We start from the raw sequence: 24819 nt of genomic DNA, 5'->3' as shown, positions 1-24819 counted from the left end.
TTAATGAAAAAAAGATGTATTATTAGTTTTATAGTGGTTACCATTTTATTATCTGCTTGTCAAAAGACGCCGGAGGAGGCGGTGGTGACAGATAAATCCCAAGGTCTTCCAGAGGGGAGTGCGATTCCAGAGGAGAAGGATACGCCCAAAGATTTAGATTTGCCCAAACACTGGCAGGAGACTTTGGTAAGAGGGGATGGATTTGTGACTTTGGAGTCGGATTATGATATCGAAATTCCGGAAGTTTACAACACCCCGGTTTACGCTTGGGAAGCTCTGCCAATGACTGATGAATTTCTGGAAAGGCTCTGCGATTATTTTGCGAACGGGGATCGGATTTATGAATACCAGGGTATGACAAAGAGCGAGTTGGCCGAGAAAAAGGAAGAGCTGGAACAGCAGAAAAGCAGCGCTTCATATTTGGAATATGATGCAATAGAAGAGGCGCTTAAAGCGCTGGACAAGGCGCTTGAAAAGGCTCCAGAAAAGAATGGGGAAAGAAAGTATATTGAACCGAAACTGACAGAACCTCAGATGACAAAAGAAGAGCAAAGAGGCGCAAAAGTCTTTATTAACGATGGCTATTATCCCTGGTATTATGATACGGACAAAAAGATTGGATTTCTTGCAAGAGTAGATCGGATAGAAGGATGTGATCCTTTGATCCGTGCAGTGAGCTATGACAAAGATGTAGGAAGTGTTTCTGCTTTTTTGTATCAGCAGGGCATTTGGACAGATCAAAAACAGGCAGAAAGAAATCTGGAAATGAGAGCTACGATTGGAACAGAGGAAGAGTCGGAATCATATGAACGTACTTTGAGTATGATAGAGCAGAGCACATGCGAAGATTTTACAGAAGAAGATGCCAAGGAGATGGTAGAAAATATGGTGGAGGATTTGAATATCCAGGATATGGAAGTGAGCGATTGTGTCAAAATGATCGGATCTTCAGATACAGAAAACTGGAACGAGTTGGAGTTAAATGCCCCTGAACTAGAAGCAGGATATTCTTTCCGTCTATATCCGCAGGCCGGAGATGTGAAAGGCTATACGCTGCAGCGATCTAAGCAATATGAGAATCTTCCGGAAACTTCCTATGCACCAACATTTCTCACAGCCTGCATTGAGATAATGGTTACAGAAGACGGCGTCAAGAAATTTGAATGGGACTATATCTCTGAAAAGAAGGATATGATTGCAGCAAATACGATGCTTCTTTCTTTCGATGAGATCAAAGAAAAGCTGGCAGATCATCTCTTCTATGCAGAGCTGTCCGTAGAAGGTGGCGAGATTCCACCGGATGCCTCCTATATTTATGACGTGAAAGACGTACAGCTTCGCGCGGCCAATGTCAATGCCTATGAGGATCCCGATGCAGCTTGGCTGGTGCCGGTGTGGGTATTTAAAGTGGGACGTACTGGAGTCTATGAATATGATGAAGGGAAAATCGAGGAAAGCGTTTTGCCGCCAAGCGTTGTTTTGATCAATGCTATTGACGGAGGCTATGTTTCGGTTCCCTTATAATCATGATATGGATACAGGAACGGAAATTTATTTAGATTTCCGTTCCCGTATCCATATTTCTATGACATATATCAATATCTGTAAACCGCAAAAGAAAGAAAATCCTGCAAGATGTGGATTCTCTGGATATTCAAGATAAATAGTTCTAAGAGTTAAATAACCGATGCAGAAAATTAAGATTATATTATCTGTTATTTTACGTATGTTCATTTTTTCCCCAACCTTTCACATTGATATATTGTTTCCGGTTCTGTCTTAAACGTAAAACTAATTTGATATCGTCTCCAGTCTTCACTTAAAAGTTTATCTAAAGTATATCATACAACTGGCATAATGTCTTCAGATTATCTATATCAGGATGAAGTAAACGAATTGTCAGTTGATATGAAAAAGACTACGTCCAAGAAGATATGACTTCAGACCTATTTTCTTAATCATACAACCGGCTTTTCTTTTTTTCAAGTTTATATATTTCCAATCTGTTCTCGGATGGCAAGGATCTTCCGCACTGTGGAATTTCCTGCCAGAGTTCCATGTAAAGCCTCTGCGTACCGCTGGGCCTCCCTCTGCTTCGCCGTATACTTTTTCTTCTGCCGCTCATCTATCAAGCCGTCTGTTCCTGTTGCCACGCAGGTTTCCAGTTCCCGATCCCTCCGGTAATTCACCAGATCGATCACTTTTTCCCGGCCATAATTACGGATAAAACAACGCAGCTTGCACATCCGGTCTGAGCCTGTTTCACTCCAGCCCATTGGCCTTGAGCTCATGCGTTCAGATAAAACGCTGCTCACATGTCCTTCCGCGCTGCACCCCAGTACGTACTTATCATGAAATGCCCTCTCGATATACTCCCAGTTTCCAACAAGATATGTCCTGCAGTCTTCTACCGCACGGTCGCTCCCTTCACAGTGGTTCTGGATCCGGGTCAGAAGCTTTTTGGCTGCCAAGAGCTTATTTTTATAAATATACTTATAGAACCGGCCTTTTGTGATTCCTTCTTCTTCCAGCGTATACCGGGCTACCCGGTTAATGTATTTCATCAGATGGAACCGGTCTGCTACAAGTCTGCTTTTACTTACATAGCCGGCGGCTGCTCGGATCCAGCTCCCTCCATCGCTGTTGATATACACGCATTTCAGTACATCCAGATCATAGTGCTGCCGGATATAAGCATCTACAGATTCCCACAGGGCGGCATTCTGTTCTGATCCCGCATAAAGCCCTCCAAAATAGAACGGTGAGACCAGCTTTCTCCTGCCATTGCAGATCTCTTCCTTCCCTTCAAAGAGATAGACCAGCTTGCCGATAAAACATCCCTGTTCTTTTCCATCTTTCTGTCGGTGGATATGATCCTCATCTGCTTCAATATAGAGGTATTCGCAGGCTTTCTTTTCCTTTGGCGCCTCTTCCATCTCCGGGATCTGTTTTTCGATGGAGTGGACTTTGTTCATTACCGTTGTCTTTGTGATCGTTTGTCCATTTGTCTTTATAGACTCCGCAGCATGCTGATAAGAATGGACTTCCGCTTCATTTAACAGTTTTGCTTCTGCCGCGGCTGTAAATCTTTCTCTGTCCGGCAGACGTATCAGTTCATCCAGAAGGCATCGGTTCTTTCCCGCCTGATCTTTATACAGGGTATGCGTAAAGGTAATATCTCCCACAATGGAGATCAAGGTCCTCTGTCTGCTCCGCTGTACAGTATAACGGCCTTTGCGTATCCCGCTGTCACGGATCAGCTGGTCCGCATTCGTCAGTACCAGCCCGATAAAATCTGCCGCCAGTTGATTGCTCAAGCTGCTGACCGTTTCCTCGAACATAGTAAATGAATCCAGGTGTTCCAGAAATTTCTCCTCCGCATTGAGTAATCCGCTGACAAGAGTATTGATTAATGTTATAATATCCATGAGTATTGGACTCCTTTCGGTTTTTGTTTTTTTCGTCGAAATCATTATACCTCAAGGAACCAATACTCTTTTCATTTATTTTTTATCAACTGACTATTTTTTTACTCCAACCTATATCAGGAATATTCCGGTCATTTTCCCAATCTGGCGTAATCAGCCGTTTACAAATCCGAAAGATTTTCTTCCCCCCTTTAATCATTTTCCTCCATTCGATCCGTTGTATATTATATAGAGACTCTATTACCTCAAAGCAAAGGGAAAACTATGACGCGCGAAGATGAAATTTTTGAACAACTGAAAAGTGGAAACCGCGATGCAGTGGAAGAACTGGTACAGCTTTATTATGGAGAAATCCTTGTCTACTGCAGATATCATGTCCCTGATCCGGGGATGGCGGAGGACGCTGTGCAGGAAACATTTCTGAAAGTGTTCCGCTATCTGGACCGTTACAGACATAAGGGAAAGTTCCGCGCCTTTTTATATCAGGTGGCAGCCAATACCTGTGTGGATCTGTGCAGAAAAGCAAGAGACAACACTCTCTTGCCCGAAATCCCCTGCTGGGACAAAGGGTTGGATGAGGAAGAGGAGAAAGAAGATTTCCTGCTTCTATTGAGCTGCCTGCCGGACGACCTTAGGGAAATTGTATTTTTAAGGTTTTCCCAGGAACTGAAACTTAGGGAAATCGGACAGGTTTTAAACCTTCCGCTCCGAACGGTTCAGTCAAGACTTAGAAAAGCGTTAAAACTGCTGGAAAAAGAAATGGAAGAAAGAAGGTGGAATATGAATGAATAGACGTATGGTGAAAAATGTAATAAAACAGGAATTTCAAAAAGAGAAAGAAAAATCTGTACCGTGCAGTGCTCACGTTTACCAGACAGTCAGGCGGGCGGCAGATATGTGGGAAATAAGACGCTCCTTTGGTCCCGATGCAGGATTTTTAAGGCTCCTTGCCAGTCAGGTGCAGTGTGTGGGAAAGCTCAGCCTGGGACTGCAGCTTCTTATTTTTATTTTTGTGCTTATTGTAGTAACAGCTCTGACAGAAGAGGGGCCTCGGGGGCTGGTATATCTCCAGAACAAAGGAGTACTGATCTTATGTGTCTCAGCAGTTGCGGCGGCGTGGAGCAGCGTTCCTGCCTTTGCCAGATCTTTTCGCCATAATATGGCGGAGCTGGAAGAGTCTTCTTATTTTTCACTGTCCCGCCTGATGATGGCAAGAATTGTTGTGTGTATGGGGAGTGCCGGGATTATGGCGGCGTCTATTGGAGGATTCGTTTTTGTCAGAAATATCGTTTGTTTTAATGAGCTGGCAGCTTATCTCATCCTGCCATTTCTGCTCTCTGTTGCCTGTGTTTTCTATTTCATGCTTCAGAAAAGGGAACACCTTGTATGGGGAAGTACCATATCGCTGATTCTTGTGGCAGGAGCGTTTCTTATATGGCGCAAAGTCTGGGGATATGACGGAAGCGGCAGCCTGTCGGCGGTTATATGGGTGCTGTGCGCTCTTTCGCTTTTGGCCTGCCTTCTTGAGATCTGGAAATTAAAGAAAACTCAATTTTATTTTGAACAGGAAGGGGAAGAGATGGAATGGAACTTTGTATAAAAGATCTGACGAAAGAATTTAAAGATAAAAGGGCAGTGGATCGCGTGAACTGGACGCTGACTCCGGGCATATGGGGGCTTCTTGGAGCAAACGGAGCCGGAAAGACAACCCTTATGCGCATGGTGGCAGGTCTGATAAAGCCTTCGTCGGGAACGGTGGAATACGACAATGTTTCTATTGATGTACTGGGAGGAAGCTACCGCAGTATTTTCGGTTATCTGCCCCAGGAATTTGGCTTTTATCCGGAATTTCATGTGCAGGATTATCTGGATTATATGGCGGCGTTAAAAGGGATCAGCAGGAAAACAGCCGCAAAACGGATAGAAGGTCTGCTGCAGACATTTTCCCTGGCAGATGTAAGGAAAAAGAAGATCCGCCAGCTGTCCGGAGGAATGAAGAGGAGGGTAGGGATCGCACAGGCTCTTTTAAACGATCCGGAAGTGTTGATCCTGGATGAGCCGACCAGCGGACTTGATCCGGGAGAGCGGATCAAATTACGCAATCTTCTGTCGGAATTTGCCACAGACCGCATTGTGCTGATATCTACTCACATTGTTCCGGACATTGAGTATATTGCAGCGAGTACGGCGATTATGAAAGAAGGAAAAATTGTGGCGGCCGGAACGCCAAAAGAACTTCTTAAGCAGGTGGAGCATAAAGTGTGGTCAGCCTGTATTCCGGAATATGATCTTCATAAGTATGAAAAAAATCTGCGTATTGTAAATATCCGGGGGGAAGAAGAAAATATGGTTTCTATCCGTTACCTGGCAAAGAGGCCTGTGATAGAAGGAACAAAAGAATGTGCTCCAAAGCTGGAGGACTTGTATTTGTGGCTCTTCCCGGAAGAGGAGGTGGAATAGATGCGTATTTTTACAGCAGAGCTGAAACGATTTTTAAAGACAAGGTCCGTACAGATCACGCTGCTTTTGGGTCTGCTTTTTGCGGTGGCGCTGGCGTATTTTCCGATTTCATTTGAAAGCTATATTTATACGGATGAAGACGGGCAGGAAGTGACGGTTGAAGGACTGGAAGCCATCCGAATGCAAAGAGAAAATCAGGGGCAGTTCCACGGAGAGATCACCGAAGAAAAGCTTGCAGAATCCATCGACCGGTGGCATTCATTTGAAAACCGGTATGAGGGAGGGCTTCCTGACGGGATTTATGACGACCGGGTGAGTGGGAGCGATTATTTCCAGGATGTCTATCCCTATGAGTGGATCTTGACGAGAATGTCGGAAGCCTATGCAGAACCGGAGACAGGAATGGCTCTTTCCAGAGAAGAATTGACAGAGGAACATGCAGATGGATTTTATCAGCAGATAGACCAGCATTTGTCCGATCTTCTCTATCTGGAAAACGGTACCGGAAAGAAAGTGGATGCGGCGGTAAGTCAGGCGAAAACACTCTATGAACAGATAGACCGGCCGTTTTATTATGAGTCGGGTATTTCCTCCAATGCGGTGGATTATACAGTGCTTATTGTGTTTTTACTTGTCATACTGGGGACGATCCTGGTAGCACCTGCATTTTCCGGTGATTATCAGACCCAGGCGGAACAGATCATAAAATGTACCAGACACGGGCGAAGGAAACTTGCAGTAAACAGAATACTGGCAGCCCTTTTGATCGTGACAGTAGAATATTTTCTCTGCACTGGCATTTTCCTTTTGATCATGGACACGGCATTTGGATGGGAGAGTCTGAAGACTTCTGTGCAGGCGCTTCTGTCTGTGGCTGTCTTTCTGCCCGTGAATATATGGGAGCTGCAGATTCTGATCATTTTGGGAGGATATATCAGCCTTCTGGCAACCATATGCTTTACTCTGTTTTTATCCGGGAGAATGAAAAAAATATTTTCTTCATCCATCCTGGCTCTGGTGTTTCTTTTCCTTCCGCTTTTGCTCTATATCATGGCAAATGGAAATGTGGGAAACTGGCTGCGCTGTCTTCTTCCTTCCTCCGGAGTGGGACTTAATAACAGCCTGACCTATGCGCTCCTGGACACAAAATTTGTCTTTGCCGGCGATATGGCGGTATGGATTCCCTTTGTTATGGTGGGAGCGGCCGCAGTGGAAACGGTGGTATTTTTCCTCTTTGCTGTGCGTGACTGGTGCGGGAAGAGCAAAGGGTAAAAAAGAGCAGGAAACCCGGAATATGTTTTGACTTTCCCCTGTCTTTCCGCTACACTGGAAGAAGTAGATTTGTAAATTGGATTTATGAATCAATATAACAAAAGTGGAAATAAGGAGGAAATGGTATGCTTGTCACATTACGGGAGGTTTTAAAGGATGCGAAGGAAAAAAAGTACGGTGTGGGACTCTTTAATACAGTGAATCTGGAAATGACAAAAGGGGTGATACAGGCTGCGGAGGAGCTGCGCTCACCGGTTATTATCGGAACGGCAGAGGTACTTCTTCCTTATGCGGAACTGGAAGAGCTGGCGTATTTTATGGTTCCCATGGCGAAGAAAGCTTCTGTTCCGGTCGTGCTGCATTTCGACCACGGAGTAACCGAGCAGAGGATTATGGAGGCGCTGAAGCTGGGGTATACCTCTGTCATGTATGACTGTTCTACAGATACCTATGAGAATAATGTAAAACGTGTGGCGGATATGGTGAAAACAGCAGGAACCTTTGGTGCATCAGTAGAAGCAGAATTGGGGCATGTAGGAGCCAATGAGGGAAATCTGGGAAAAACAGATGCAGAGGATGACAGCATTTATACCCAGCCGGAGCAGGCAAAGGATTTTGCCAAGCGGACAAATGTGGATGCGCTGGCAGTGGCTATTGGAACGGCTCACGGAGCGTATAAGGAAAAGCCCAGACTCGATATCGGAAGGCTTGCGGAAATATCCCGTACAATAGAAACTCCTTTAGTGCTGCACGGGGGAAGCGGACTTTCCGATGACGATTTCAGAAACTGTGTGGCAAACGGAATTACGAAGATTAATATTTTCACGGATATCAACTGTATCGCCGCAAAGGCTGCTTATGAAAATTACAGGGAAGGACTGGGGCAGACGAATATACAGAATCAGGTGATCGAGGCAGTGAAGCAGGAGACCATGAAGAAAATGAAGGTGTTCGGAAGCGTGAACAGAGCTTAGATAAAAGCATATGCGTCTGTTTGGAAAACGTAAGGGAAAGGAGCAGAGGATATGGCAAAGATCATTGTTGCGGGACATGTCTGTCTGGATATCACTCCGGTGTTTTCGGCAGAAAAAGTCCTGCCGCTTCAAAAGATCATGGTTCCGGGCAAGCTGACACAGATGAAGGATATTACCCTAAGTACAGGCGGTGTTGTGGCAAACACCGGACTGGCTTTAAAGTTTTTGGGCGCTGATGTAGAGCTGATGGGAAAAATCGGAAAAGATGAGCTGGGACAGATCGTGTACAGCCGTTTTCAGAAGTATAATGCGGAGAAGGGACTTATTGTATCAAAGGACAGCAGTACGTCTTATACAATAGCCATCGCGCCTCCGGGAACAGATCGGATTTTTCTGCATAATCCGGGAGCGAATGATACCTTTTCACTGGAGGATCTGGATTTTGGAAAAATTGCTGAGGCAGACCTTTTCCATTTTGGGTATCCTCCTCTTATGAAGCGTACCTATGCAGAGGATGGACGAGAATTGATCGAGATGTTCCGGCGGATAAAAGAGACGGGAACGATTACATCTCTTGATATGGCGTTTGTAGATGAGGACAGCGAGGCGGGAAAAGCCGACTGGGAGAAGATCCTTCGGAACGTGCTGCCCTATGTGGACTATTTTGTTCCGAGTGTGGAAGAACTCTGCGCCATGGTCGATAAGAAGAGATACGAGGAATGGCAGAAGAGAGCCGGCAGTCAGGATATTACCACTGTGCTGGATATTGAAAAAGACGTTGCTCCCCTGGCGGAGAAAGTCCTGGAAATGGGAACCGGAAATCTGCTGATTAAATGCGGAGCTGCCGGGCTGTACTTTCAGAATGGCAAGATCAGGATTTTTGAGAGAAGTTATAAGCCGGAAATCGTTCGTTCCGGAACAGGGGCTGGAGATACATGTATTGCGGCGTTTCTAAAAGCGGTTATGGACGGGCGCTCCATAGAGACCTGCCTTCATCTGGCGGCGGCGGAAGGGGCAAGCTGTGTGGAAGCCTACGATGCACTGGGAGGTTTAAGAACTCTGGAAGAACTGGAGAAGAAAATAGAAGCCGGGTGGGCGAAGCAGTAAAGGGGCAGGTTTTACCTGCTCCTTTTTACTTGAGGAGAATTTGCCGGATCTTTCTCATATCCATTTCCGGCAGAACAAATGTGGCAGCGGGCGCTGCTTCTTTTGGCGAAATATTAGAATGTACATAAAGTGTATCCCATCCGATCTGTTTTGCGCCGGCGATATCACAGTTGCCGTCATTTCCGATCATAATGGTTCCGGCAGGAGAAATATGACAGGTATCTGCTAACTTTTGAAAAAAGCGCGGATCCGGCTTTTTGATTCCGTAATCTGACGACAGAAAAATGCCGTCAAAATAGTCCCGGAGATTGAGAGATTTCATTTCGTACTCCGTAAAAATCTTCTGTGCATTGGAGAGAAGATAAAGTTTTTTCCCGGCTTTCTTTAATGCTTCCAACATTTGCAGCGTATGAGGATAAAGCCGGATATATTCTGTAGATAAGATGCGGAAAAACTGACCGGCGTGAATGGCAAGTTCCGTGTTGGCTTCTACGCCTTTCCTGGTGAAAAGTTCAAGAAAAACATGCTCAAGTTTCAGCTCGGGGAATGCTTCGTGAGAGTCTCCCCGGAACAGATTTCCGGCTGATTGATTTTCTGTTATATTCTCATAGGCTTCCTTAAGCCGGACCGGCGTATAGGAAGCACCGTAATACCGATAAAAAAGAGCTAATTTTTCCCATACCAATGGTTGTTCTTCGTCTGTATGGATATCGATTAATGTGCCGTATAGATCAAAAATGCAAGTTTTATACATAGAGTTCCTCCAATTTTTGTTAATGTCTATTATACAGGATATGAAAAAGAAGGGTTATAGAATTTGTCTATAAATATATGTGGAAAAACAATTGGCATTTGTCAGAGAATGTTACTATACTTGATAGTAGGAGAAAGAAGAATGGAAGGAGGATAGTTTTATCGCTTGCGCTTGAAAAAGTGAATGGTTAGAAAGTGCCGGCTGATTCACATATTTTTAATTGTTTTCGTTTTTTGTTTTGGTGTTTTTTATGAGAATTAAAAGCTGCTGTCTGGGAGATCGGGATCCAGACAGCAGCTTTTCTATACATGTTATATTTCTTCGGAAGAGACTCCCAGCAGATCGAAGCAGAGAGATGTTTTGAATTGATCTCCGTCTATATGGACGGTCAGCTCGCCTCCCATATTTTTAACGAAGCTTTCGGCTATGGCAAGTCCCAGGCCGTGTCCTTCTGTATTTCTGGACTTGTCCCCCCGTGAAAATCGTTCCATGATCTCTTCAGGAGTAAAAGCCATCTCATAAGAGGCGGTGTTTTTAATCGTTACGATTACTTTCTGTTCTTTTTTTTCAGCAGAAACGAAAATGCGGGTTCCTTTCATGGAATATTTCAGAGCGTTGTCCAGGAGATTCTGCAGTACGCGGTACAGCTTTTTCCCATCTCCGATAAATTTCAGAGGCGTTTCGGCGATATTTTCCCGGATGACCATGCCGCTTTTCTGAATGGCGTCTTCCATATCTCCAAGAGTTTGTTCCAGAAGTTTTTTCATATCCAGTTCTTCCAGTTCAAACTCTGCTGTGCCGCTTGTGGATTTTGACAGATCAAAAATGTCCTGTATCATCCGTTTCAGATGCTCCTGCTTGTCAGCCAGAATTTCCACATAGTCCTTTGCCTCGTCGCTTAAAGGTTCTGTTTTTAAAAGTTCCACATAGCCGATCATGGATGTGAGAGGCGTTTTGAGATCATGGGATACATTGGTGATCAGTTCTATTTTCATCCGTTCGGATTTCATTTGCTTTTCCAGAATAGATTTCAGGTTGGAACGGATTGCCAGAAGAGACTGTGACGCCGGATAAAGTTCCGAATTTTCCGAAAAGTAAACGGAAGTATTCAGATCTCCTTTTGCCATTTCATTGATCTGCTGGATCAGACATCCCAGGTCTTTGTAAATGCGGTTGTGGATCAGTCCTTTGGCGGCGGCAACCAATATAATAGCGGATCCTGCTATGATGAACAGAAAGTACACAGAACCGACCGCATCAAAAGCCACCCAGATACAGCATCCGACTCCCGCGAGGATGAAGAGAAACGGCCACAGATTTTTCCTTGCAAGGCGTTTCTCCAGAGGGGTAGCTTCCCGCCATTTTTCTGCCATCCCATATAATAGTGAAGTTTGTTTTACACTGCCAAGAAGGAAGCGCCGCATCACAAGCAGACATTCGCCAAGGAACAAAAGTGCCAGCGGAAGAAAAAAGAGAACAGATACAATGGGCACAGCGCCTGGACCAATGAAAAAGTAACCAAACAGCAGGCTGTCTCTCATACAGATATAAAGCGAGTGAAGCCAGAGGAAGCCGGTGAAGCCGGTAAAAGCCGCCAGCAGTTCCAGATGGATATGATCCAGAGACAACGGCTTTATATTTTTCCAGGAGGAAGGACGGTAAAAGAGAAAAACAAGGTAGATAAGCACAGCAATACCTGCCAGCCCGCCAAGGAGCAGACGAAACATGTGTCCCATAGAATTGTAGAAATAATAGGCGTTCCATAAGTAAAATAGACTCATCCCGGCGATTCCGGCCAGGATGCAGCCGCTAAGCAGCCATGCAAAGAATACGATTTTTGTACGTCTAGGTATCTTTTTCAATTTTGTAACCAATTCCCCACACCACCTTTAAATATTTTGGATTTTTCGGATCGATTTCGATTTTTTCCCGGATTCTGCGAATATGTACCATGACTGTTTTTTCCCCGGCATAGGCGTCTTCCTTCCATACACGGCTGTAAATCTGTTCAGCGGAAAAGACATAGCCGGGATGCTCCATTAAAAGCTCCAGGATTTTAAATTCTGTGGCAGTCAGTTTTACCGGAGCGCCGTCTACAGTTACCTGTTTTGTATTGCGGTCAAGGAGCAGACTGCCGTTTTTCAGTGTGTCGCCATCATTTTGCGAAAGAGCTGATCCAAGAGAAAAATACCGCCTAAGCTGTGAGCGGATCCTCGCCATAAGTTCTGCCGTATTATATGGTTTTGTTACATAGTCATCCGCACCCATGGACAGGCCGATCACTTTGTCGCTTTCCTCTGTTCGGGCCGACAGCATAATGACCGGAATGTTGTTCTTTTCCCGTATTTTCATGAGAGCGGACAGGCCGTTAAGCTGAGGCATCATGACATCCAGGATGATAAGATGAATGGTCTCAGACAAAAGAAGATCCAGGGCTTCTTTGTCGTCATAAGCTTTTTTGACCCCATAGCCCTCCCGCTCAAGAAGTTTCCCAAGAGAGCGAACGATCTCCCGGTCGTCGTCAACGACTAAAATGCAGTACTGTTCCATAATAAATCCTCCTGTGTGCCAAATGGTTCTCCTGAACACTGAAGTTAGTATAGCAGAAAGGAGCAAGAAATTTTATTCATATTTTTTACAATTTTCTTAAGATTACAAAATGAAAAAGATATCAATTGACTTAATTGTATTATTGAGATAGTATAAAAGTACATAAGGAGGAGGGAAAATGAAATACGAAAAATTATCGAAAAATGCGCTTTACTGTATGTACACGGCGGGTATCCTTACAGCCGTTGTCGTAATAGCGATTCTGGGAGCAGTAAATTATTTCTGGATTTTTCCAAAAGATATTGAGATCGGGAAATGGATTTCATTGGCGCTCCTGATTCTGATCGGTATCGACGCTCTGATCAGTCCTGTTTTCCGTTATCACAGATATCGCTATAGCATTAATGAAGAATGTATTGACATTCAGGAAGGGTATCTGTTTGTAAAGAGGCATATTGTACCGATTGAAAGGCTGCATAAACTGGAAACCGCAAAAGGGCCGATCGATCAGATTTTTAAAGTGGCAAAGGTAGTAGTGACGACTGCCGGCGGAGATGTGACGATTTCTTTTCTGGATGAAAAGAAGGCAGAGCAGATTGCAGAGAGCCTGCGCAGAAGGATCAATGAGATTGTAGTGGAGCAGAGAAGGGAAAATGGAGAAGAATAAGAAGATCAGAAATCATATTTCAATCGTGGCAGAACAGATCGGTGGCGGATTTGCGGCGCTGGCCGCAGTTGCGTTCGGAATCCTGATCCAGAATGCAGATGAGCTGATGGAGGTTGATTTTTCCTTTGCAGAAGCCGGACGAGGTCTGATGATCGTAGGAGGAATCCTTCTGCTTTTTATTGCGGCGGCGGTAAAGCAAATGTGGACATGGTCAAAGACATGGATCTATATAGACGGACAGACGATCGTGATCGAGAGAAATACGGTGAATCAGAAGGTAAATACCATCGGCATAAAAAATATTTCCAATATTAATACAGAGCAGAATTTATTTGAGATGATCATGGGAACCTGCAAAATTAAGATCGATACAAGCAGTCTGTCTACGGCGGATCAGACGGATGTGAAGATCGTTTTGAAAAAGGCGGATGCAGAGGCGTTTCGCCGTACAGTTGCGGTCCTCCTTAAGGAAGCAAAAGGGGAGGCGGCTGAAGAAGGACTTTCTGTTGTCGATGATCACGGCAGGGAAACGTTTGATGTGACAGCTTCCACTGCAGATATACTGCGGCATGGGTTCTGCTCAATTACAGTACTCTCTCTTGTAGTTGTAGTTGTGGGAGTGGGCGGACTGATAGAAGTTTTGTCACGCCTTACAGAAGAAGGAGAAGTTCTGAAGACTGCCATAAGCAGTATTGTAGGAATCCTTGCAGCATTTTCTTTTATTTTGTCTGCCATATGGGACATAGTAAAAGATTTCATCCGTTACTTTGATTTTGGCGTTAAAAGAAGAAAAGACGAACTCTATATCCGGTATGGAGTCCTGAAGAAGGTGGAATACACCATTCCTGTTGATAAAATACAGGCATTGAAAATCCGCCAGACATTGATCGCACGGGCAATGGGAATGTGTATGGCAGAATTGATCAATGTAGGTATGGGGGATGATAAGTCGGAAAAAAACTCCTTCTTTATCCTTTATGGTAAGAAAAAAGATGTAGAAGAGAAACTAGAAAAACTGTTGCCGGAATTTGCAGGCGTGGTCGATGCAAAGGTGACAAGGCAGCCCGCGCTTGCCCTGGCCGTCAGAGCAATTCCTCTTGTCATATACGAGGCAGTATTGATATTGACAGCGATGGGAGTGGTTGCATTTCTGGAAGAATACCGGATGATCGTAGTGGCAGTTGCCGTATTTGCCGGAATTTTTGTTCCTGTTTTGGTTCTTATGGATTATCTGACAGCGGGAATTGCTGTGGATGAGCGGGTTTTGAGAACTGCCGATGGATTTTTCGGAAAGACTCTGGTTGCGGTAAGATATGACAAGATTCAATATGTGGAGCTAAAACAGAATCTTCCTGCCAGACTCTGCGGCATTCAGAAAGGATCCTTCTCCCTTCTTGCCGCAGTGAGTATGCGGGAACATGATATTCCTTATTTCCGCATGAATCTGGAGGAAAAGATAAAAGAAAAAATTCTTGGCCGGTAATAGATGGTAAGTGGAAATCAGAAGTTTTTCCCATTCCATCCCCAGTCCGGTGTGGGGAAATAAGATACATAGATGCGTTCACCCGGAAGTCCAAGCTCCTTCTCATAGAGGGAGCAGATCTTTTCTGTCATCTGTGAAAATGCAGCAGAATCGGCATGACCGCACAATTTTACTTCGATGTAGGCGGCGGCTGTCCAGGTTTTGCGGAAATAGATGTCAGCTTTTTCTTCAAATCCGGTCATCAGCCAGTTTTCGGATTTTCCAAGACAGTCCTTTGCAATCTGTGCGAGGCCGTCAGAGAGAGTTTCCTTTTTGGAAACATCCAGTGGTAAAGTTGTTTTCGTATTTATAAATGGCATATGGGTTCCTCCTTGTCTGAAAAAATAAAGATGATCCGGGCAGTTTGTTACGGGCAGAAAGTATGCTCTGTCAATTCTGACAGAACTTTCAGTTTATTATTTATCATGGCTCTCATACAGTTCGGTACATGTTCCTGGTGCGCTCTGTGGATTGCCACGCATTCTTTACAGTTTCCATGGTATTTACAGGCTTTTTGACAGGGACAGTGATCCTTGTCCTTATATTCTTCGCGAAACTTAGCGGCAAATTCTTCCTGGAGCCGAAGTCCTTCTTTACGGTTGCCCTTGTGAAATTCTTCCATTGCAGCCAGTTCTTTTGGATTTTTTTCAATGATCATTTTGTACCTCCTGAAAACTTCTTTCTACGAAATGGAATACAACAATAGCATTCTCTGCCTCGCATACATGCCGGTACTCCCTGACCATGATAACATCCGGAAGGGTGTAAAAGCAAGAGACAGACTCCCGGATTTTCCGGAAGTCTGTCTCTTGCTCTTTTTTGGTTTAATAGGAAATTTTTTTCCATTAAAAGGTAATCAAAGGTAATCAAATTTTACCGGCGTAAAAGTAATAAAAAAAGAACAGAAACCCTTGAAAAATAAAGGATTTCCGCTCTTCTAAATCCATGCGGAGAAAGGGACTTGAACCCTCACAGGATTGCTCCCACTAGAACCTGAATCTAGCGCGTCTGCCATTCCGCCATCTCCGCTCGACAAGAAGTATCATATCACATAACGAAGAGATTTGCAAATGTTTTTTTGAAAAAATTAAAAAATATTTATGAGGTTTCTAAAGTCGCTATATGGTATAATAAATTTAACTTAGCTTATGAGACATAAAAGCAACTACAGACGGAGGAAGCACGGGCCTCCCATCTGTCATGCCGGTCGGAGGATGGCAGATTCCCGTGATGTGGCCCGGTGGGGCGGGCAGTAAATACTGTAGAGTAGAAAGGAAAGGTAAAAAAATGGCAAGTATTTTCGACATTCTTGGTCCGGTAATGGTAGGACCATCCAGCTCCCATACTGCGGGGGCAGTCAGAATTGGGCTGATAGGAAGACAGCTTCTTGGGAAACAGCCGAAAAAGGCATTGATCTATCTGCACGGTTCTTTTGCAGCGACGGGAGAGGGACATGGTACAGACCGAGCCATTGTAGCAGGACTCTTGGGGATGAAGCCTGACGATATGCGCATTCCAAATAGTTTTGAAATTGCGAAAGAATGGGGGATGGATTTTACCATTCAGAAAAAGGAGATCAGGGGAGCTCATCCAAACACAGTTCAGATGACTTTGGAAGCAGATGGAGTAGACAGTCTGAAGATACAGGCATGTTCCATTGGCGGCGGAAGAATTAAAGTCAGCAAGCTGGATGACATTGAGGTGAATTTTAACGCGGAGAGCAATACTCTGATCGTACATAATGTAGATCAGCCGGGACATGTGGCTCAGGTGGCGAATATCCTGAGTCAGAAGGAGATCAACATTGCAACCATGCAGCTCTTCAGAGATAAGAGGGGCGGCTATGCCGTTATGGTGATCGAGACGGATCAGATTATTCCGGATCAGGCAATTTCCTGGCTGGAAAATCTGGAGGGCATTATTAAAGTAACATTTCTGAATGTGAGCGGAACAGCAGAGGAATAGGAGGGCCAGAAAGAATATGTCATATCAGTCAATGGAAGAAATAAGAAAAAGATGTGAAGCGGAAGGAATCGAGTTCTGGAAGGCCGTACAATTGGAAGACTGCAATGAGAGAGGGGCTTCGACGGAAGATTCCTGGAATGAGATGACACGCATGTGGCGCATTATGTGTGAAAACGTGGACGCTTATGAGCCGGATCTTGTATCCAGAAGCGGCCTGGTTGGAAAAGAAGGCGGCCAGATGGAGGAATATCAGAAAAAGGGAGATACTCTTTGCGGAGATTTTATTGCGAAAGTCATGACAGTAGCCTTGAAAATGGGATGCAACAATGCATGTATGAAGAGAATCATTGCGGCGCCCACAGCCGGGGCGTGCGGTGTTCTTCCGGCGGTTCTGATCCCTTATTTCAAAGAAAATGAAGTGCCGGAGGAAACGATGGTGGAGGCAATGTATGTAGCGGCCGGCGTAGGTCAGGTCATTGCAAACCGTGCATTTCTGGCAGGTGCAGCAGGAGGATGTCAGGCGGAGATCGGATCCGGTTCTGCCATGGCGGCAGCAGCCATATGTCATGTAAAGGGAGCCGATATTATGCAGATGGAACATGCAGCAGCAATGGCGCTGAAAAATCTGATGGGACTTGTCTGTGACCCGGTGGCCGGGCTGGTCGAGGTTCCCTGTGTGAAGAGAAATGTAGGCGGAGCTGTAAACGCATTGACAGCAGCGGATATGGCTCTGGCTGGAATTGAAAGCCAGATTCCGGTAGATCAGGTGATCGATGCCATGAGGGAAGTTGGAGAAAAGATGGATGTCACTTTGCGCGAGACAGGCGCAGGAGGAGTGGCTGCCAGCCTGAAGGGCATGGAAGTTGCGGAGAAGATGACAGCGGAAATATAATTTCATTATTGTATGTAAAAGAGAAGGAGCGCTGGCGGCTGTCAGCGCTTCCTGTATGCTTGCGGACATGTTTGTTTTACTGATATCTTGATCTTGGGTTATTGAAAGACCGTCAGAAATGAGGTGTGTGATGAAAAATATATATGATGATGAAGGGTTTTTCCAGGCTTACGCGCAGATGGAAAGAAGTGAAAAAGGGCTGCAGGGAGCTGGAGAGTGGCATCAGTTTTGCAGATTTTTTCCGGAAATGAAAGGGAAAAAAGTTCTGGATCTCGGATGCGGGTATGGATGGCATTGTGCCTATGCAGTTCGGAAAGGCGCGGCAGAAGTAAGGGGGATAGATTCCAGCCGGCGGATGATCGAGGAGGCGCAGAAGAGGAACAGCGACAACAGGATACAGTATCAGGTATGCGGGGCAGAAGACTATTCTTATCCGGCAAATGAATACGATATCGTTTTGTCGAATCTTGTCCTGCACTATATTCAGGATTTAAATGGGATTTATCAGAAGGTATACCATACGCTGAAACCAGGGGGCAAATTTCTCTTTAATATAGAACATCCGGTATTTACCGGAAGTGTAGGTCAGGAATGGATCCGAGATGACAAGGGGAATGTATTGTATTGGCCGGTGGATGACTATTTTTATCCGGGAGAGAGAAAAACGAATTTTCTGGGAAAGGATGTAATTAAACAGCACCATACGCTGACACAGATCCTGGGAGGTCTCCTTGAGAATGGTTTTGTGATAGAGGCGTTGGAGGAAGCCATGCCGGATCCGGCAATGATAGATATCCCGGGGATGAAAGATGAAATGAGGAGGCCGATGATGCTTTTAGTCGGTGCAGCCAAATTGTAAAAGAAAGAGATGGGACAAAATTAATTCAGGTACTTGACAAGAGAGTATATGCTGCTATATACTTTGAAAGTCAAAATATTCATAATTAAAAATATTTGAGTAACAGAAGAATTGAGGAAACGAGGAAACAAAAAATGACTGGAGTAATATGCGGCACAGGGTCATATATACCTGTACATACAATGGATAATAACGATATTGCACAGCTCGTTGAGACAAATGATGAATGGATCCGCGAGAGGACAGGAGTCGTGAAGCGCCATATCATCCAGGAAGAAACAACCGTTTCCATGGCAGCCGACGCTGCGAGAAAAGCGTTGGAAAATGGAAATGTTTCTGCCGAAGAAGTGGATCTGATACTGGTGTCTACCATTTCTTCCAATGTAATCCTGCCATGCGCGGCCTGCGAAGTGCAAAAAGCGATCGGCGCGGTAAATGCGACCTGCTTTGATCTAAGTGCGGCATGTACCGGGTTTGTTTTTGCCTACAATACTGCTGTTGCCTATCTGGCCAGCGGCATGTACCAAACCGTATTGATCATTGGAAGTGAAAGTTTATCCAATCTTACAAACTGGAAGGACCGAGGAACCTGTATCCTGTTTGGAGACGGTGCGGGAGCTGCAGTTGTAAAGGCGGCAGAGGGAAAGCTTTACAGAGCGGTCACTCATTCCGATGGTTTTAAGGGAGAGGCGCTGACCTGTACCAGCAGACATAACAGAAACTGGGAAGAGATTCCGCTGGAAGAGACTTATATGCAGATGGACGGACAGGCTGTATTTAAGTTTGCCGTCAAAAGAGTGCCGGAAGCTGTCAAAGAGGTTTTGGAAAAAAATAATATGACAGCAGAAGAGATTGACTATTTTATCCTTCACCAGGCAAATAAAAGGATCGTGGAAGCGGTAGCCAAAAGACTGGATGTGTCCATTGACAAATTTCCTATGAATCTTCAGGAATATGGAAATACTTCTTCCGCCAGCATTCCGATCCTTCTGGATGAAATGAGCCGGGACGGAAGACTGAAGAAAGGTCAGAAGATCATCCTGGCAGGATTCGGAGCGGGACTTTCCTGGGGGGCAACTATCCTGGAATGGAATAAATAACAGAATGAAGCAAGAGAACACCACTGTTTTACAGCAGTGATGTAATAAAAGAAATGAAAGAGTAGAAGAAAAGGAGAACAAAAATGTTAGAAAAAATTAAAGAAATGATCGCTGACTCATTGGGAGTGGACGCTGGAACAATTACAGAGGAATCATCCTTCAAAGATGATCTGGGAGCAGATTCTCTGGACCTGTTTGAACTGGTTATGGCTCTGGAAGAAGAGTATGATGTAGAGATTCCGACAGAAGATCTGGAAAGCATCGCAACAGTAGGCGACGTTGTAAAATATATCGAATCCCATCAATAAGAACCTGCGCCTTAAATGGGAGCAGTTGATTTTGAGTAAGAAAACAAAAAGAGAAATAAAAACAGAGAAAGAAGAAAAAGAGGTTGTCAATATGAAAACAGAAGTAACCGAATTGCTTGGAATAGAATATCCGATTATTCAGGGAGGAATGGCCTGGGTTGCAGAGTATCACTTGGCAGCCGGCGTATCAAATGCCGGTGGGCTTGGGCTTATTGGAGCTGCAAGTGCTCCGGCGGACTGGGTACGCGAACAGATCCGGGAGGCAAGGAAACTGACTGATAAGCCTTTTGGAGTAAATATCATGCTTATGAGTCCTCATGCGGATGACGTGGCAAAAGTTATTGTGGAAGAAGGCGTGAAGGTTGTTACAACAGGAGCCGGAAGTCCGGAAAAATACATGAAGATGTGGAAGGAAGCGGGAGTAAAGGTTATACCGGTTGTTGCTTCCGTTGCACTGGCAAAACGTATGGAGCGCTGCGGAGCTGATGCTCTTGTGGCAGAAGGTACGGAAGCAGGAGGACACATTGGTGAAAATACGACGATGGTACTGGTACCGCAGGTAGTAGATGCCGTGAATATTCCTGTAATTGCTGCCGGAGGAATTGCGGACGGAAGAGGAATTGCCGCTGCATTTATGCTGGGAGCGAAGGGAGTACAGATGGGAACTCATTTTGTTGTGACAGAAGAGTCCCAGGTACATGAAAACTATAAAGAGCGTATCCTTAAAGCGAAAGATATTGATTCACGCGTGACAGGACGTACGACAGGACATCCGGTCCGTGCGCTTAGAAACGACATGACAAAAAAATATCTGGAACTGGAAAACAGCGGGGCAAGCTTTGAAGAGCTGGAGCTTCTGACACTTGGAGGACTTCGCAAGGCCGTTGTGGAAGGCGATGTGAAGAACGGAAGTGTAATGGCAGGTCAGATCGCAGGTATGGTAAAAGAAAAAATGACCTGTAAGGAGCTGATCGATAAGCTGGTGAAGGAAACAGATGCGCTGATAAAAGGAGCAGGATTTTATGAGTAAGATTGCATTTATTTACCCGGGGCAGGGCGCCCAGAAATGCGGAATGGGTGCAGATTTTTACGAAAACAGTACATCCGCCAAAGCAGTATATGATATGGCGTCAGAAGTACTGAAAGATAACATGGACATTGACATGAAAGACCTGTGCTTTCATGAGAACGATAAATTGGATTTGACAGAATATACACAGGCAGCGCTGGTAACCACATGCCTTGCCATGACAAAGGTTGTGGAGGAAGCCGGCATCCATCCGGATGTGACGGCGGGCTTAAGCCTGGGAGAATATTCTGCTATTGCGGCAGCAGGCGGCATGAAAGATGAAGATGCCATCCGTCTGGTGCGAAAAAGAGGTCTGCTGATGCAGAACACGGTGCCGGCAGGAGAAGGAGCCATGGCGGCAGTGATGGGTATGACAGGAGAAGCCATTGAAGAAGTCATTGAAGGAATGGCAGGCGTTTCCATTGCTAATTACAACTGTCCGGGACAGATTGTCATTACCGGAGAGACAAAGGCAGTGGAGGAAGCGTCAGAGAAACTGAAGGAGGCCGGAGCGAAAAGGACAGTTATGCTTAACGTAAGCGGTCCGTTCCATTCTCCTATGCTGGAAAAAGCAGGGGAAGAACTGGCTGAAGTTCTGAAGGACGTTGAGCTGTCCCCTCTGAAAGTGCCGTATGTGACAAATGTAACAGCAGAGCAGGTCAGCGATATCGGAATGACAAGAGATCTGCTGGCAAAGCAGGTCAGCTCTTCTGTAAAATGGCAGCAGAGTATGGAGAACCTGATCGCCGACGGTGTGGACACTTTTGTGGAGATCGGTCCGGGAAAGACACTTGCCGGATTTATGCGGAAGATCAGCCGCGATGTGAAGGTATACAACATCGGGATATGGGACGATGTGGAAAAAGTGGTAGAGAACTTAAAGTAAATCGAAGGAGGTAGGGACGGGATATTTTTCAAAATACCCCGTCCCAAATGGAAAATGGCAGAACAGAAAGTAGCGGTAGTAACAGGAGCCTCCCGCGGAATCGGACGGGCAATTGCCCTGGAACTTGCAGCTTCCGGAGCATTTGTGGTGATCAATTACAATGGTTCGAAAGAGCGGGCAGAGGAAGTAAAGGCTGAGATAGAGAAAAACGGCGGCAGCGCTGAAATTTATCAGTGTAATGTATCAGAATTTGACGCATGCGAAGAATTTCTGAAACATGTTGTAAAAGAGTATGGAAGAATTGATATTCTGGTGAACAATGCAGGTATTACCAGGGACGGTCTTTTGATGAAGATGTCAGAGGAGGACTTTGACCAGGTGATCGACGTGAATTTAAAGGGGACATTTAACACGATCCGTTTTGTTTCCAGGCAGATGCTGAAGCAAAGAAGCGGACGTATCATTAATATGTCTTCTGTTGTGGGAATCAGCGGAAATGCAGGACAGGCAAACTATGCGTCCTCAAAGGCCGGAGTGATCGGTCTTACGAAGGCAGCGGCCAGAGAACTGGCTTCCAGAGGAATTACAGTCAACGCAATTGCACCGGGATTCATTGAGACAGAGATGACAGACGTACTGTCTGATGCGGTAAAAGAAGCGTCTATTGCTCAGATCCCCCTTGGGAAATTCGGAAAACCGGAAGATATTGCAAAGACAGCAGCCTTCCTTGCTTCAGACGCTGCAGGTTATATTACAGGACAGGTGATCCAGGTAGACGGAGGAATGGCAATATGATGAAAAGAAGAGTAGTAGTGACAGGACTTGGAGCGGTGACTCCGATCGGAAATACGGTAGAAGATTTCTGGGCAGGAATTAAAGAAGGAAAAGTAGGAATCGGGCCTATCACGAAATTTGATACTTCTGATTATAAAGTAAAGATCGCTGCAGAAGTCAAAGATTTTGTGGCAAAAGAAAGAATGGATTTTAAAGCGGCCAAGAGAATGGAAGCATTTTCACAGTATGCTGTTGCCGCGTCAAAAGAAGCCTATGAGGATTCAGGACTTGATATTGAAAAAGAAGATCCTTTCCGCGCCGGCGTCATTATCGGATCCGGAATCGGAAGTCTGCAGCAGGCAGAATCCAGCTGTGAGAAGATCAGCACGAAGGGACCTGGCAAAGTAAATCCGCTTATGGTGCCTCTGATGATCTCCAATATGGCGGCAGGGAATGTTTCCATTCAGCTTGGATTCAGAGGAAAATGTACGAATGTGGTGACAGCCTGTGCTTCCGGTACAAACTGTATTGGTGATGCATTCCGGGCAATTCAGTACAATGATGCAGACATTATGATCGCCGGAGGAACAGAAAGTGCGATTTGTCCTACTGGAGTGGCAGGATTCACCGCGCTTACCGCGCTTTCTCTGAATGAAGATCCAATGAAAGCATCCCGCCCCTTTGACAAGGACAGAGATGGATTTGTTATGGGAGAAGGAGCCGGAGTTGTGATTCTGGAAGAGCTGGAGCATGCAAAGGCCAGAGGAGCGAAGATCTATGCGGAAGTAGTCGGATACGGATCTACAGGAGATGCGTACCATATTACCTCTCCGGCAGAGGACGGAGCCGGAGCCGCAAAGGCCATGGAGCTTGCTATGGAGGAAGCCTGCGTATCGCCAGAGCAGGTTGAATATATTAACGCTCACGGAACAAGTACACATCACAACGACCTGTTTGAGACAAGAGCCATCAAGAGAGCTTTTGGCGAAGCGGCAAAAGATGTAGTGATCAACTCTACAAAATCCATGATCGGTCATCTGCTTGGAGCAGCCGGCGGCGTAGAATTTATTACCTGTGTAAAGGCCATTGAAGACGGCTTCATCCATCAGACTATGGGAACCGTTCAGGCAGACGAAGAGTGCGATCTGAACTATGCTATAGGAGCGCCGGTTGAAAAAGAAATTCATTACGCCATGACAAATTCCCTTGGATTTGGCGGACACAATGCTACTTTACTGATTAAAAAATACGAAGAGTAAAAGGAGTATATCAAACATGGAATTTAAAAACCTGCTGACATTGATCCAGGCAGTATCTGATTCAGAACTGACTGGGCTGAAATATGAAGAAAAAGGGGTAAAAATACATCTGACAAAGCAAAAAGACACTGTAATTGCGACACAGTGTTCCGGCCCGGCTATGGAATTTGCAGCCGGCACGCCAGCCTTTGTATCTTCCGCGGCAGCGGGAGAAAGTACAGGAGCAGCGGAGGATACCAGCGCTGATGATAAAGTACAGGAAACAGAAGTGAAGGCGGCAGACCTTGGCGGAAAGATCGTGAAGTCTCCCCTTGTAGGAACATTTTATGCGGCTCCGGCAGAAGATGCAAAGGCCTATGTATCTGTGGGCGACACAGTGAAAAAAGGACAGGTACTTGCAATCGTTGAGGCTATGAAGCTGATGAATGAAATTGAGAGTGATTACGACGGAACTATTGCGGAGATCCTTGTAGAAAACGGGCAGGGAGTTGAGTACGGACAGCCTTTATTCCGCATTTCCTAGTTCCGGAAGGAGGACATATGAACCATTTAGATATTAATCAGATCAAAGAGATCATACCTCACAGACATCCGTTCCTTTTGGTGGATTACATCGAAGATTATGAACCGGGACAGTTTGCTGTGGGATACAAATGTGTCACATACCGGGAGGACTTCTTCAAAGGGCATTTCCCCCAGGAGCCTGTTATGCCCGGCGTTCTGACGGTAGAGGCCCTTGCACAGGTAGGTGCGGTTGCAATTTTAAGCAAGGAAGAAAACAAGGGAAAGATCGCTTATTTCGGCGGTATCAGTAAATGTAAATTTAAAGGGAAAATTGTTCCCGGAGATAAAGTGAGACTGGAGACTAAGATTATCAAAGCCAAAGGTCCCATGGGAATTGGAGAGGCAACAGCCAGTGTGGACGGGAAGGTTGTAGTCAGCGCGGAGCTGACCTTTATGGTAGGTTAAGAGG

Annotated in this window: 26 protein-coding genes and 1 tRNA gene; 20 read left to right on the top strand and 7 right to left on the bottom strand. The window is 45.3% G+C overall.

Translation table 11 applies throughout. The features are described 5' to 3' along the window. The first annotated feature begins 3 nt into the window (after nucleotides 1-3). On the top strand, nucleotides 4-1524 hold the full coding sequence (locus tag R2J37_RS13805) for a DUF6034 family protein (RefSeq protein WP_316265617.1): 1521 nt from the start codon (nucleotides 4-6) through the stop codon (nucleotides 1522-1524). A gap of 464 nt (nucleotides 1525-1988) precedes the next feature. Here R2J37_RS13805 and R2J37_RS13800 read toward each other — a convergent pair whose 3' ends face one another. Then, entirely contained in the window at nucleotides 1989-3428 is a 1440-nt protein-coding gene (locus R2J37_RS13800) for an ISLre2 family transposase (RefSeq protein ID WP_316265616.1), read from the bottom strand. Between the two features lie 264 nt (nucleotides 3429-3692). Between R2J37_RS13800 and R2J37_RS13795 the strand changes: the two genes are divergently transcribed. The 6 genes from R2J37_RS13795 to R2J37_RS13770 all read left to right on the top strand — a co-directional run bounded on the left by R2J37_RS13795 (nucleotide 3693) and on the right by R2J37_RS13770 (nucleotide 9241). Beyond that, nucleotides 3693-4220: an RNA polymerase sigma factor gene (locus R2J37_RS13795; RefSeq protein ID WP_316265615.1), complete on the top strand. Its 528-nt coding sequence runs from the start codon at nucleotides 3693-3695 to the stop codon at nucleotides 4218-4220. Beyond that, a complete protein-coding gene (locus R2J37_RS13790) occupies nucleotides 4213-5028 on the top strand; it encodes a hypothetical protein (protein WP_316265614.1) in 816 nt (271 codons plus the stop codon). The genes R2J37_RS13795 and R2J37_RS13790 overlap by 8 nt, the downstream gene beginning before the upstream one ends. Continuing rightward, a complete protein-coding gene (locus tag R2J37_RS13785) occupies nucleotides 5013-5888 on the top strand; it encodes an ABC transporter ATP-binding protein (protein ID WP_316265613.1) in 876 nt (291 codons plus the stop codon). The genes R2J37_RS13790 and R2J37_RS13785 overlap by 16 nt, the downstream gene beginning before the upstream one ends. After that, on the top strand, nucleotides 5889-7160 hold the full coding sequence (locus tag R2J37_RS13780; protein WP_230105148.1) for a hypothetical protein: 1272 nt from the start codon (nucleotides 5889-5891) through the stop codon (nucleotides 7158-7160). Between the two features lie 125 nt (nucleotides 7161-7285). Next, nucleotides 7286-8134 (top strand): class II fructose-bisphosphate aldolase, encoded by an 849-nt coding sequence (locus tag R2J37_RS13775; RefSeq protein ID WP_316265612.1) that lies wholly within the window; start codon nucleotides 7286-7288, stop codon nucleotides 8132-8134. 51 nt (nucleotides 8135-8185) lie between these two features. Next, nucleotides 8186-9241, top strand: coding sequence for a carbohydrate kinase family protein (locus tag R2J37_RS13770; RefSeq protein WP_316265610.1), 1056 nt, complete (start codon nucleotides 8186-8188; stop codon nucleotides 9239-9241). A gap of 25 nt (nucleotides 9242-9266) precedes the next feature. On the opposite strand, the gene R2J37_RS13765 is transcribed toward R2J37_RS13770, so the two are convergent. From R2J37_RS13765 to R2J37_RS13755, 3 genes are all read right to left on the bottom strand, one after another. Then, complete coding sequence (locus R2J37_RS13765) at nucleotides 9267-9995, bottom strand: HAD family hydrolase (protein WP_316265608.1); 729 nt, start codon at nucleotides 9993-9995, stop codon at nucleotides 9267-9269. Nucleotides 9996-10306: 311 nt separating this feature from the next. Beyond that, complete coding sequence (locus R2J37_RS13760) at nucleotides 10307-11869, bottom strand: sensor histidine kinase (RefSeq protein WP_316265606.1); 1563 nt, start codon at nucleotides 11867-11869, stop codon at nucleotides 10307-10309. Next, nucleotides 11841-12545 carry a response regulator transcription factor gene (locus R2J37_RS13755; RefSeq protein ID WP_316265602.1) on the bottom strand — a complete coding sequence of 235 codons (705 nt, stop codon included), beginning with the start codon at nucleotides 12543-12545 and terminating at the stop codon, nucleotides 11841-11843. Before R2J37_RS13755 ends, R2J37_RS13760 begins: the two co-directional genes overlap by 29 nt. A gap of 178 nt (nucleotides 12546-12723) precedes the next feature. Between R2J37_RS13755 and R2J37_RS13750 the strand changes: the two genes are divergently transcribed. Both R2J37_RS13750 and R2J37_RS13745 read left to right on the top strand, forming a co-directional pair. Next, nucleotides 12724-13212, top strand: a complete 489-nt coding sequence (locus R2J37_RS13750; RefSeq protein ID WP_230105153.1) for a PH domain-containing protein — start codon at nucleotides 12724-12726, stop codon at nucleotides 13210-13212. After that, a complete protein-coding gene (locus tag R2J37_RS13745; RefSeq protein WP_316265600.1) occupies nucleotides 13199-14695 on the top strand; it encodes a PH domain-containing protein in 1497 nt (498 codons plus the stop codon). Before R2J37_RS13750 ends, R2J37_RS13745 begins: the two co-directional genes overlap by 14 nt. Before the next feature lie 17 nt (nucleotides 14696-14712). Here the strand turns inward: R2J37_RS13745 and R2J37_RS13740 are convergent, their stop codons facing one another. The 3 genes from R2J37_RS13740 to R2J37_RS13730 all read right to left on the bottom strand — a co-directional run bounded on the left by R2J37_RS13740 (nucleotide 14713) and on the right by R2J37_RS13730 (nucleotide 15763). Continuing rightward, nucleotides 14713-15054: a phenylpyruvate tautomerase MIF-related protein gene (locus R2J37_RS13740; protein ID WP_256193039.1), complete on the bottom strand. Its 342-nt coding sequence runs from the start codon at nucleotides 15052-15054 to the stop codon at nucleotides 14713-14715. Nucleotides 15055-15101: 47 nt separating this feature from the next. Continuing rightward, the gene (locus R2J37_RS13735) at nucleotides 15102-15392 is read right to left on the bottom strand and encodes an LPS biosynthesis protein (RefSeq protein WP_230105156.1); all 291 of its coding nucleotides are present in this window, start codon (nucleotides 15390-15392) and stop codon (nucleotides 15102-15104) included. Nucleotides 15393-15680: 288 nt separating this feature from the next. After that, nucleotides 15681-15763, bottom strand: a tRNA-Leu gene (locus tag R2J37_RS13730). A 258-nt stretch (nucleotides 15764-16021) separates the two neighbouring features. On the opposite strand from R2J37_RS13730, the gene sdaAB reads away from it, so the two are divergent. The 11 genes from sdaAB (at nucleotide 16022) to fabZ (ending at nucleotide 24815) form a co-directional block, all read left to right on the top strand. After that, nucleotides 16022-16699, top strand: a complete 678-nt coding sequence (sdaAB, locus tag R2J37_RS13725) for an L-serine ammonia-lyase, iron-sulfur-dependent subunit beta (RefSeq protein ID WP_230105159.1) — start codon at nucleotides 16022-16024, stop codon at nucleotides 16697-16699. 16 nt (nucleotides 16700-16715) lie between these two features. Further along, entirely contained in the window at nucleotides 16716-17591 is an 876-nt protein-coding gene (gene sdaAA, locus R2J37_RS13720; RefSeq protein WP_256193040.1) for an L-serine ammonia-lyase, iron-sulfur-dependent, subunit alpha, read from the top strand. Nucleotides 17592-17721: 130 nt separating this feature from the next. Further along, a complete protein-coding gene (locus R2J37_RS13715; protein WP_316265595.1) occupies nucleotides 17722-18450 on the top strand; it encodes a class I SAM-dependent methyltransferase in 729 nt (242 codons plus the stop codon). Between the two features lie 134 nt (nucleotides 18451-18584). After that, nucleotides 18585-19550: a beta-ketoacyl-ACP synthase III gene (locus R2J37_RS13710; protein ID WP_316265593.1), complete on the top strand. Its 966-nt coding sequence runs from the start codon at nucleotides 18585-18587 to the stop codon at nucleotides 19548-19550. A gap of 83 nt (nucleotides 19551-19633) precedes the next feature. Beyond that, the gene (gene acpP / locus R2J37_RS13705; protein ID WP_256193044.1) at nucleotides 19634-19858 is read left to right on the top strand and encodes an acyl carrier protein; all 225 of its coding nucleotides are present in this window, start codon (nucleotides 19634-19636) and stop codon (nucleotides 19856-19858) included. Between the two features lie 91 nt (nucleotides 19859-19949). Continuing rightward, on the top strand, nucleotides 19950-20888 hold the full coding sequence (fabK, locus tag R2J37_RS13700) for an enoyl-[acyl-carrier-protein] reductase FabK (protein ID WP_230105164.1): 939 nt from the start codon (nucleotides 19950-19952) through the stop codon (nucleotides 20886-20888). Beyond that, nucleotides 20881-21813 (top strand): ACP S-malonyltransferase, encoded by a 933-nt coding sequence (gene fabD / locus R2J37_RS13695; RefSeq protein ID WP_316265591.1) that lies wholly within the window; start codon nucleotides 20881-20883, stop codon nucleotides 21811-21813. Before fabK ends, fabD begins: the two co-directional genes overlap by 8 nt. A 54-nt stretch (nucleotides 21814-21867) precedes the next feature. Beyond that, a complete protein-coding gene (gene fabG, locus R2J37_RS13690) occupies nucleotides 21868-22608 on the top strand; it encodes a 3-oxoacyl-[acyl-carrier-protein] reductase (protein WP_256193047.1) in 741 nt (246 codons plus the stop codon). Next, on the top strand, nucleotides 22608-23846 hold the full coding sequence (gene fabF / locus R2J37_RS13685; RefSeq protein WP_230107585.1) for a beta-ketoacyl-ACP synthase II: 1239 nt from the start codon (nucleotides 22608-22610) through the stop codon (nucleotides 23844-23846). Before fabG ends, fabF begins: the two co-directional genes overlap by 1 nt. A gap of 16 nt (nucleotides 23847-23862) precedes the next feature. Beyond that, nucleotides 23863-24369: an acetyl-CoA carboxylase biotin carboxyl carrier protein gene (gene accB / locus R2J37_RS13680; protein ID WP_230105167.1), complete on the top strand. Its 507-nt coding sequence runs from the start codon at nucleotides 23863-23865 to the stop codon at nucleotides 24367-24369. A gap of 17 nt (nucleotides 24370-24386) precedes the next feature. Continuing rightward, nucleotides 24387-24815, top strand: a complete 429-nt coding sequence (gene fabZ, locus R2J37_RS13675) for a 3-hydroxyacyl-ACP dehydratase FabZ (RefSeq protein ID WP_230105168.1) — start codon at nucleotides 24387-24389, stop codon at nucleotides 24813-24815. The last annotated feature ends 4 nt before the right edge of the window (nucleotides 24816-24819 follow it).

The organism is Claveliimonas bilis (genome assembly GCF_030296775.1).
In the GTDB taxonomy this organism is placed as follows: Bacteria; Bacillota; Clostridia; order Lachnospirales; family Lachnospiraceae; genus Claveliimonas; species Claveliimonas bilis.
Note: the sequence above shows the minus strand (reverse complement) of the source record. Positions and strands in the feature narration are given on the sequence as shown.

Coding starts and splice junctions, on each gene's coding strand:
- R2J37_RS13770 (WP_316265610.1), top strand. CDS start 8,186: ATGGCAAAGATCATTGTTGCGGGACATGTCTGTCTGGATATCACTCCG.
- R2J37_RS13800 (WP_316265616.1), bottom strand. CDS start 3,428: ATGGATATTATAACATTAATCAATACTCTTGTCAGCGGATTACTCAAT.
- fabK (WP_230105164.1), top strand. CDS start 19,950: ATGAAAACAGAAGTAACCGAATTGCTTGGAATAGAATATCCGATTATT.
- fabG (WP_256193047.1), top strand. CDS start 21,868: ATGGCAGAACAGAAAGTAGCGGTAGTAACAGGAGCCTCCCGCGGAATC.
- R2J37_RS13785 (WP_316265613.1), top strand. CDS start 5,013: ATGGAACTTTGTATAAAAGATCTGACGAAAGAATTTAAAGATAAAAGG.
- sdaAA (WP_256193040.1), top strand. CDS start 16,716: ATGTCATATCAGTCAATGGAAGAAATAAGAAAAAGATGTGAAGCGGAA.
- fabD (WP_316265591.1), top strand. CDS start 20,881: ATGAGTAAGATTGCATTTATTTACCCGGGGCAGGGCGCCCAGAAATGC.
- R2J37_RS13740 (WP_256193039.1), bottom strand. CDS start 15,054: ATGCCATTTATAAATACGAAAACAACTTTACCACTGGATGTTTCCAAA.
- R2J37_RS13755 (WP_316265602.1), bottom strand. CDS start 12,545: ATGGAACAGTACTGCATTTTAGTCGTTGACGACGACCGGGAGATCGTT.
- acpP (WP_256193044.1), top strand. CDS start 19,634: ATGTTAGAAAAAATTAAAGAAATGATCGCTGACTCATTGGGAGTGGAC.
- R2J37_RS13765 (WP_316265608.1), bottom strand. CDS start 9,995: ATGTATAAAACTTGCATTTTTGATCTATACGGCACATTAATCGATATC.
- R2J37_RS13805 (WP_316265617.1), top strand. CDS start 4: ATGAAAAAAAGATGTATTATTAGTTTTATAGTGGTTACCATTTTATTA.
- R2J37_RS13780 (WP_230105148.1), top strand. CDS start 5,889: ATGCGTATTTTTACAGCAGAGCTGAAACGATTTTTAAAGACAAGGTCC.
- fabF (WP_230107585.1), top strand. CDS start 22,608: ATGAAAAGAAGAGTAGTAGTGACAGGACTTGGAGCGGTGACTCCGATC.
- R2J37_RS13775 (WP_316265612.1), top strand. CDS start 7,286: ATGCTTGTCACATTACGGGAGGTTTTAAAGGATGCGAAGGAAAAAAAG.
- R2J37_RS13795 (WP_316265615.1), top strand. CDS start 3,693: ATGACGCGCGAAGATGAAATTTTTGAACAACTGAAAAGTGGAAACCGC.
- fabZ (WP_230105168.1), top strand. CDS start 24,387: ATGAACCATTTAGATATTAATCAGATCAAAGAGATCATACCTCACAGA.
- R2J37_RS13735 (WP_230105156.1), bottom strand. CDS start 15,392: ATGATCATTGAAAAAAATCCAAAAGAACTGGCTGCAATGGAAGAATTT.
- R2J37_RS13745 (WP_316265600.1), top strand. CDS start 13,199: ATGGAGAAGAATAAGAAGATCAGAAATCATATTTCAATCGTGGCAGAA.
- R2J37_RS13715 (WP_316265595.1), top strand. CDS start 17,722: ATGAAAAATATATATGATGATGAAGGGTTTTTCCAGGCTTACGCGCAG.
- R2J37_RS13750 (WP_230105153.1), top strand. CDS start 12,724: ATGAAATACGAAAAATTATCGAAAAATGCGCTTTACTGTATGTACACG.
- R2J37_RS13790 (WP_316265614.1), top strand. CDS start 4,213: ATGAATAGACGTATGGTGAAAAATGTAATAAAACAGGAATTTCAAAAA.
- R2J37_RS13710 (WP_316265593.1), top strand. CDS start 18,585: ATGACTGGAGTAATATGCGGCACAGGGTCATATATACCTGTACATACA.
- accB (WP_230105167.1), top strand. CDS start 23,863: ATGGAATTTAAAAACCTGCTGACATTGATCCAGGCAGTATCTGATTCA.
- sdaAB (WP_230105159.1), top strand. CDS start 16,022: ATGGCAAGTATTTTCGACATTCTTGGTCCGGTAATGGTAGGACCATCC.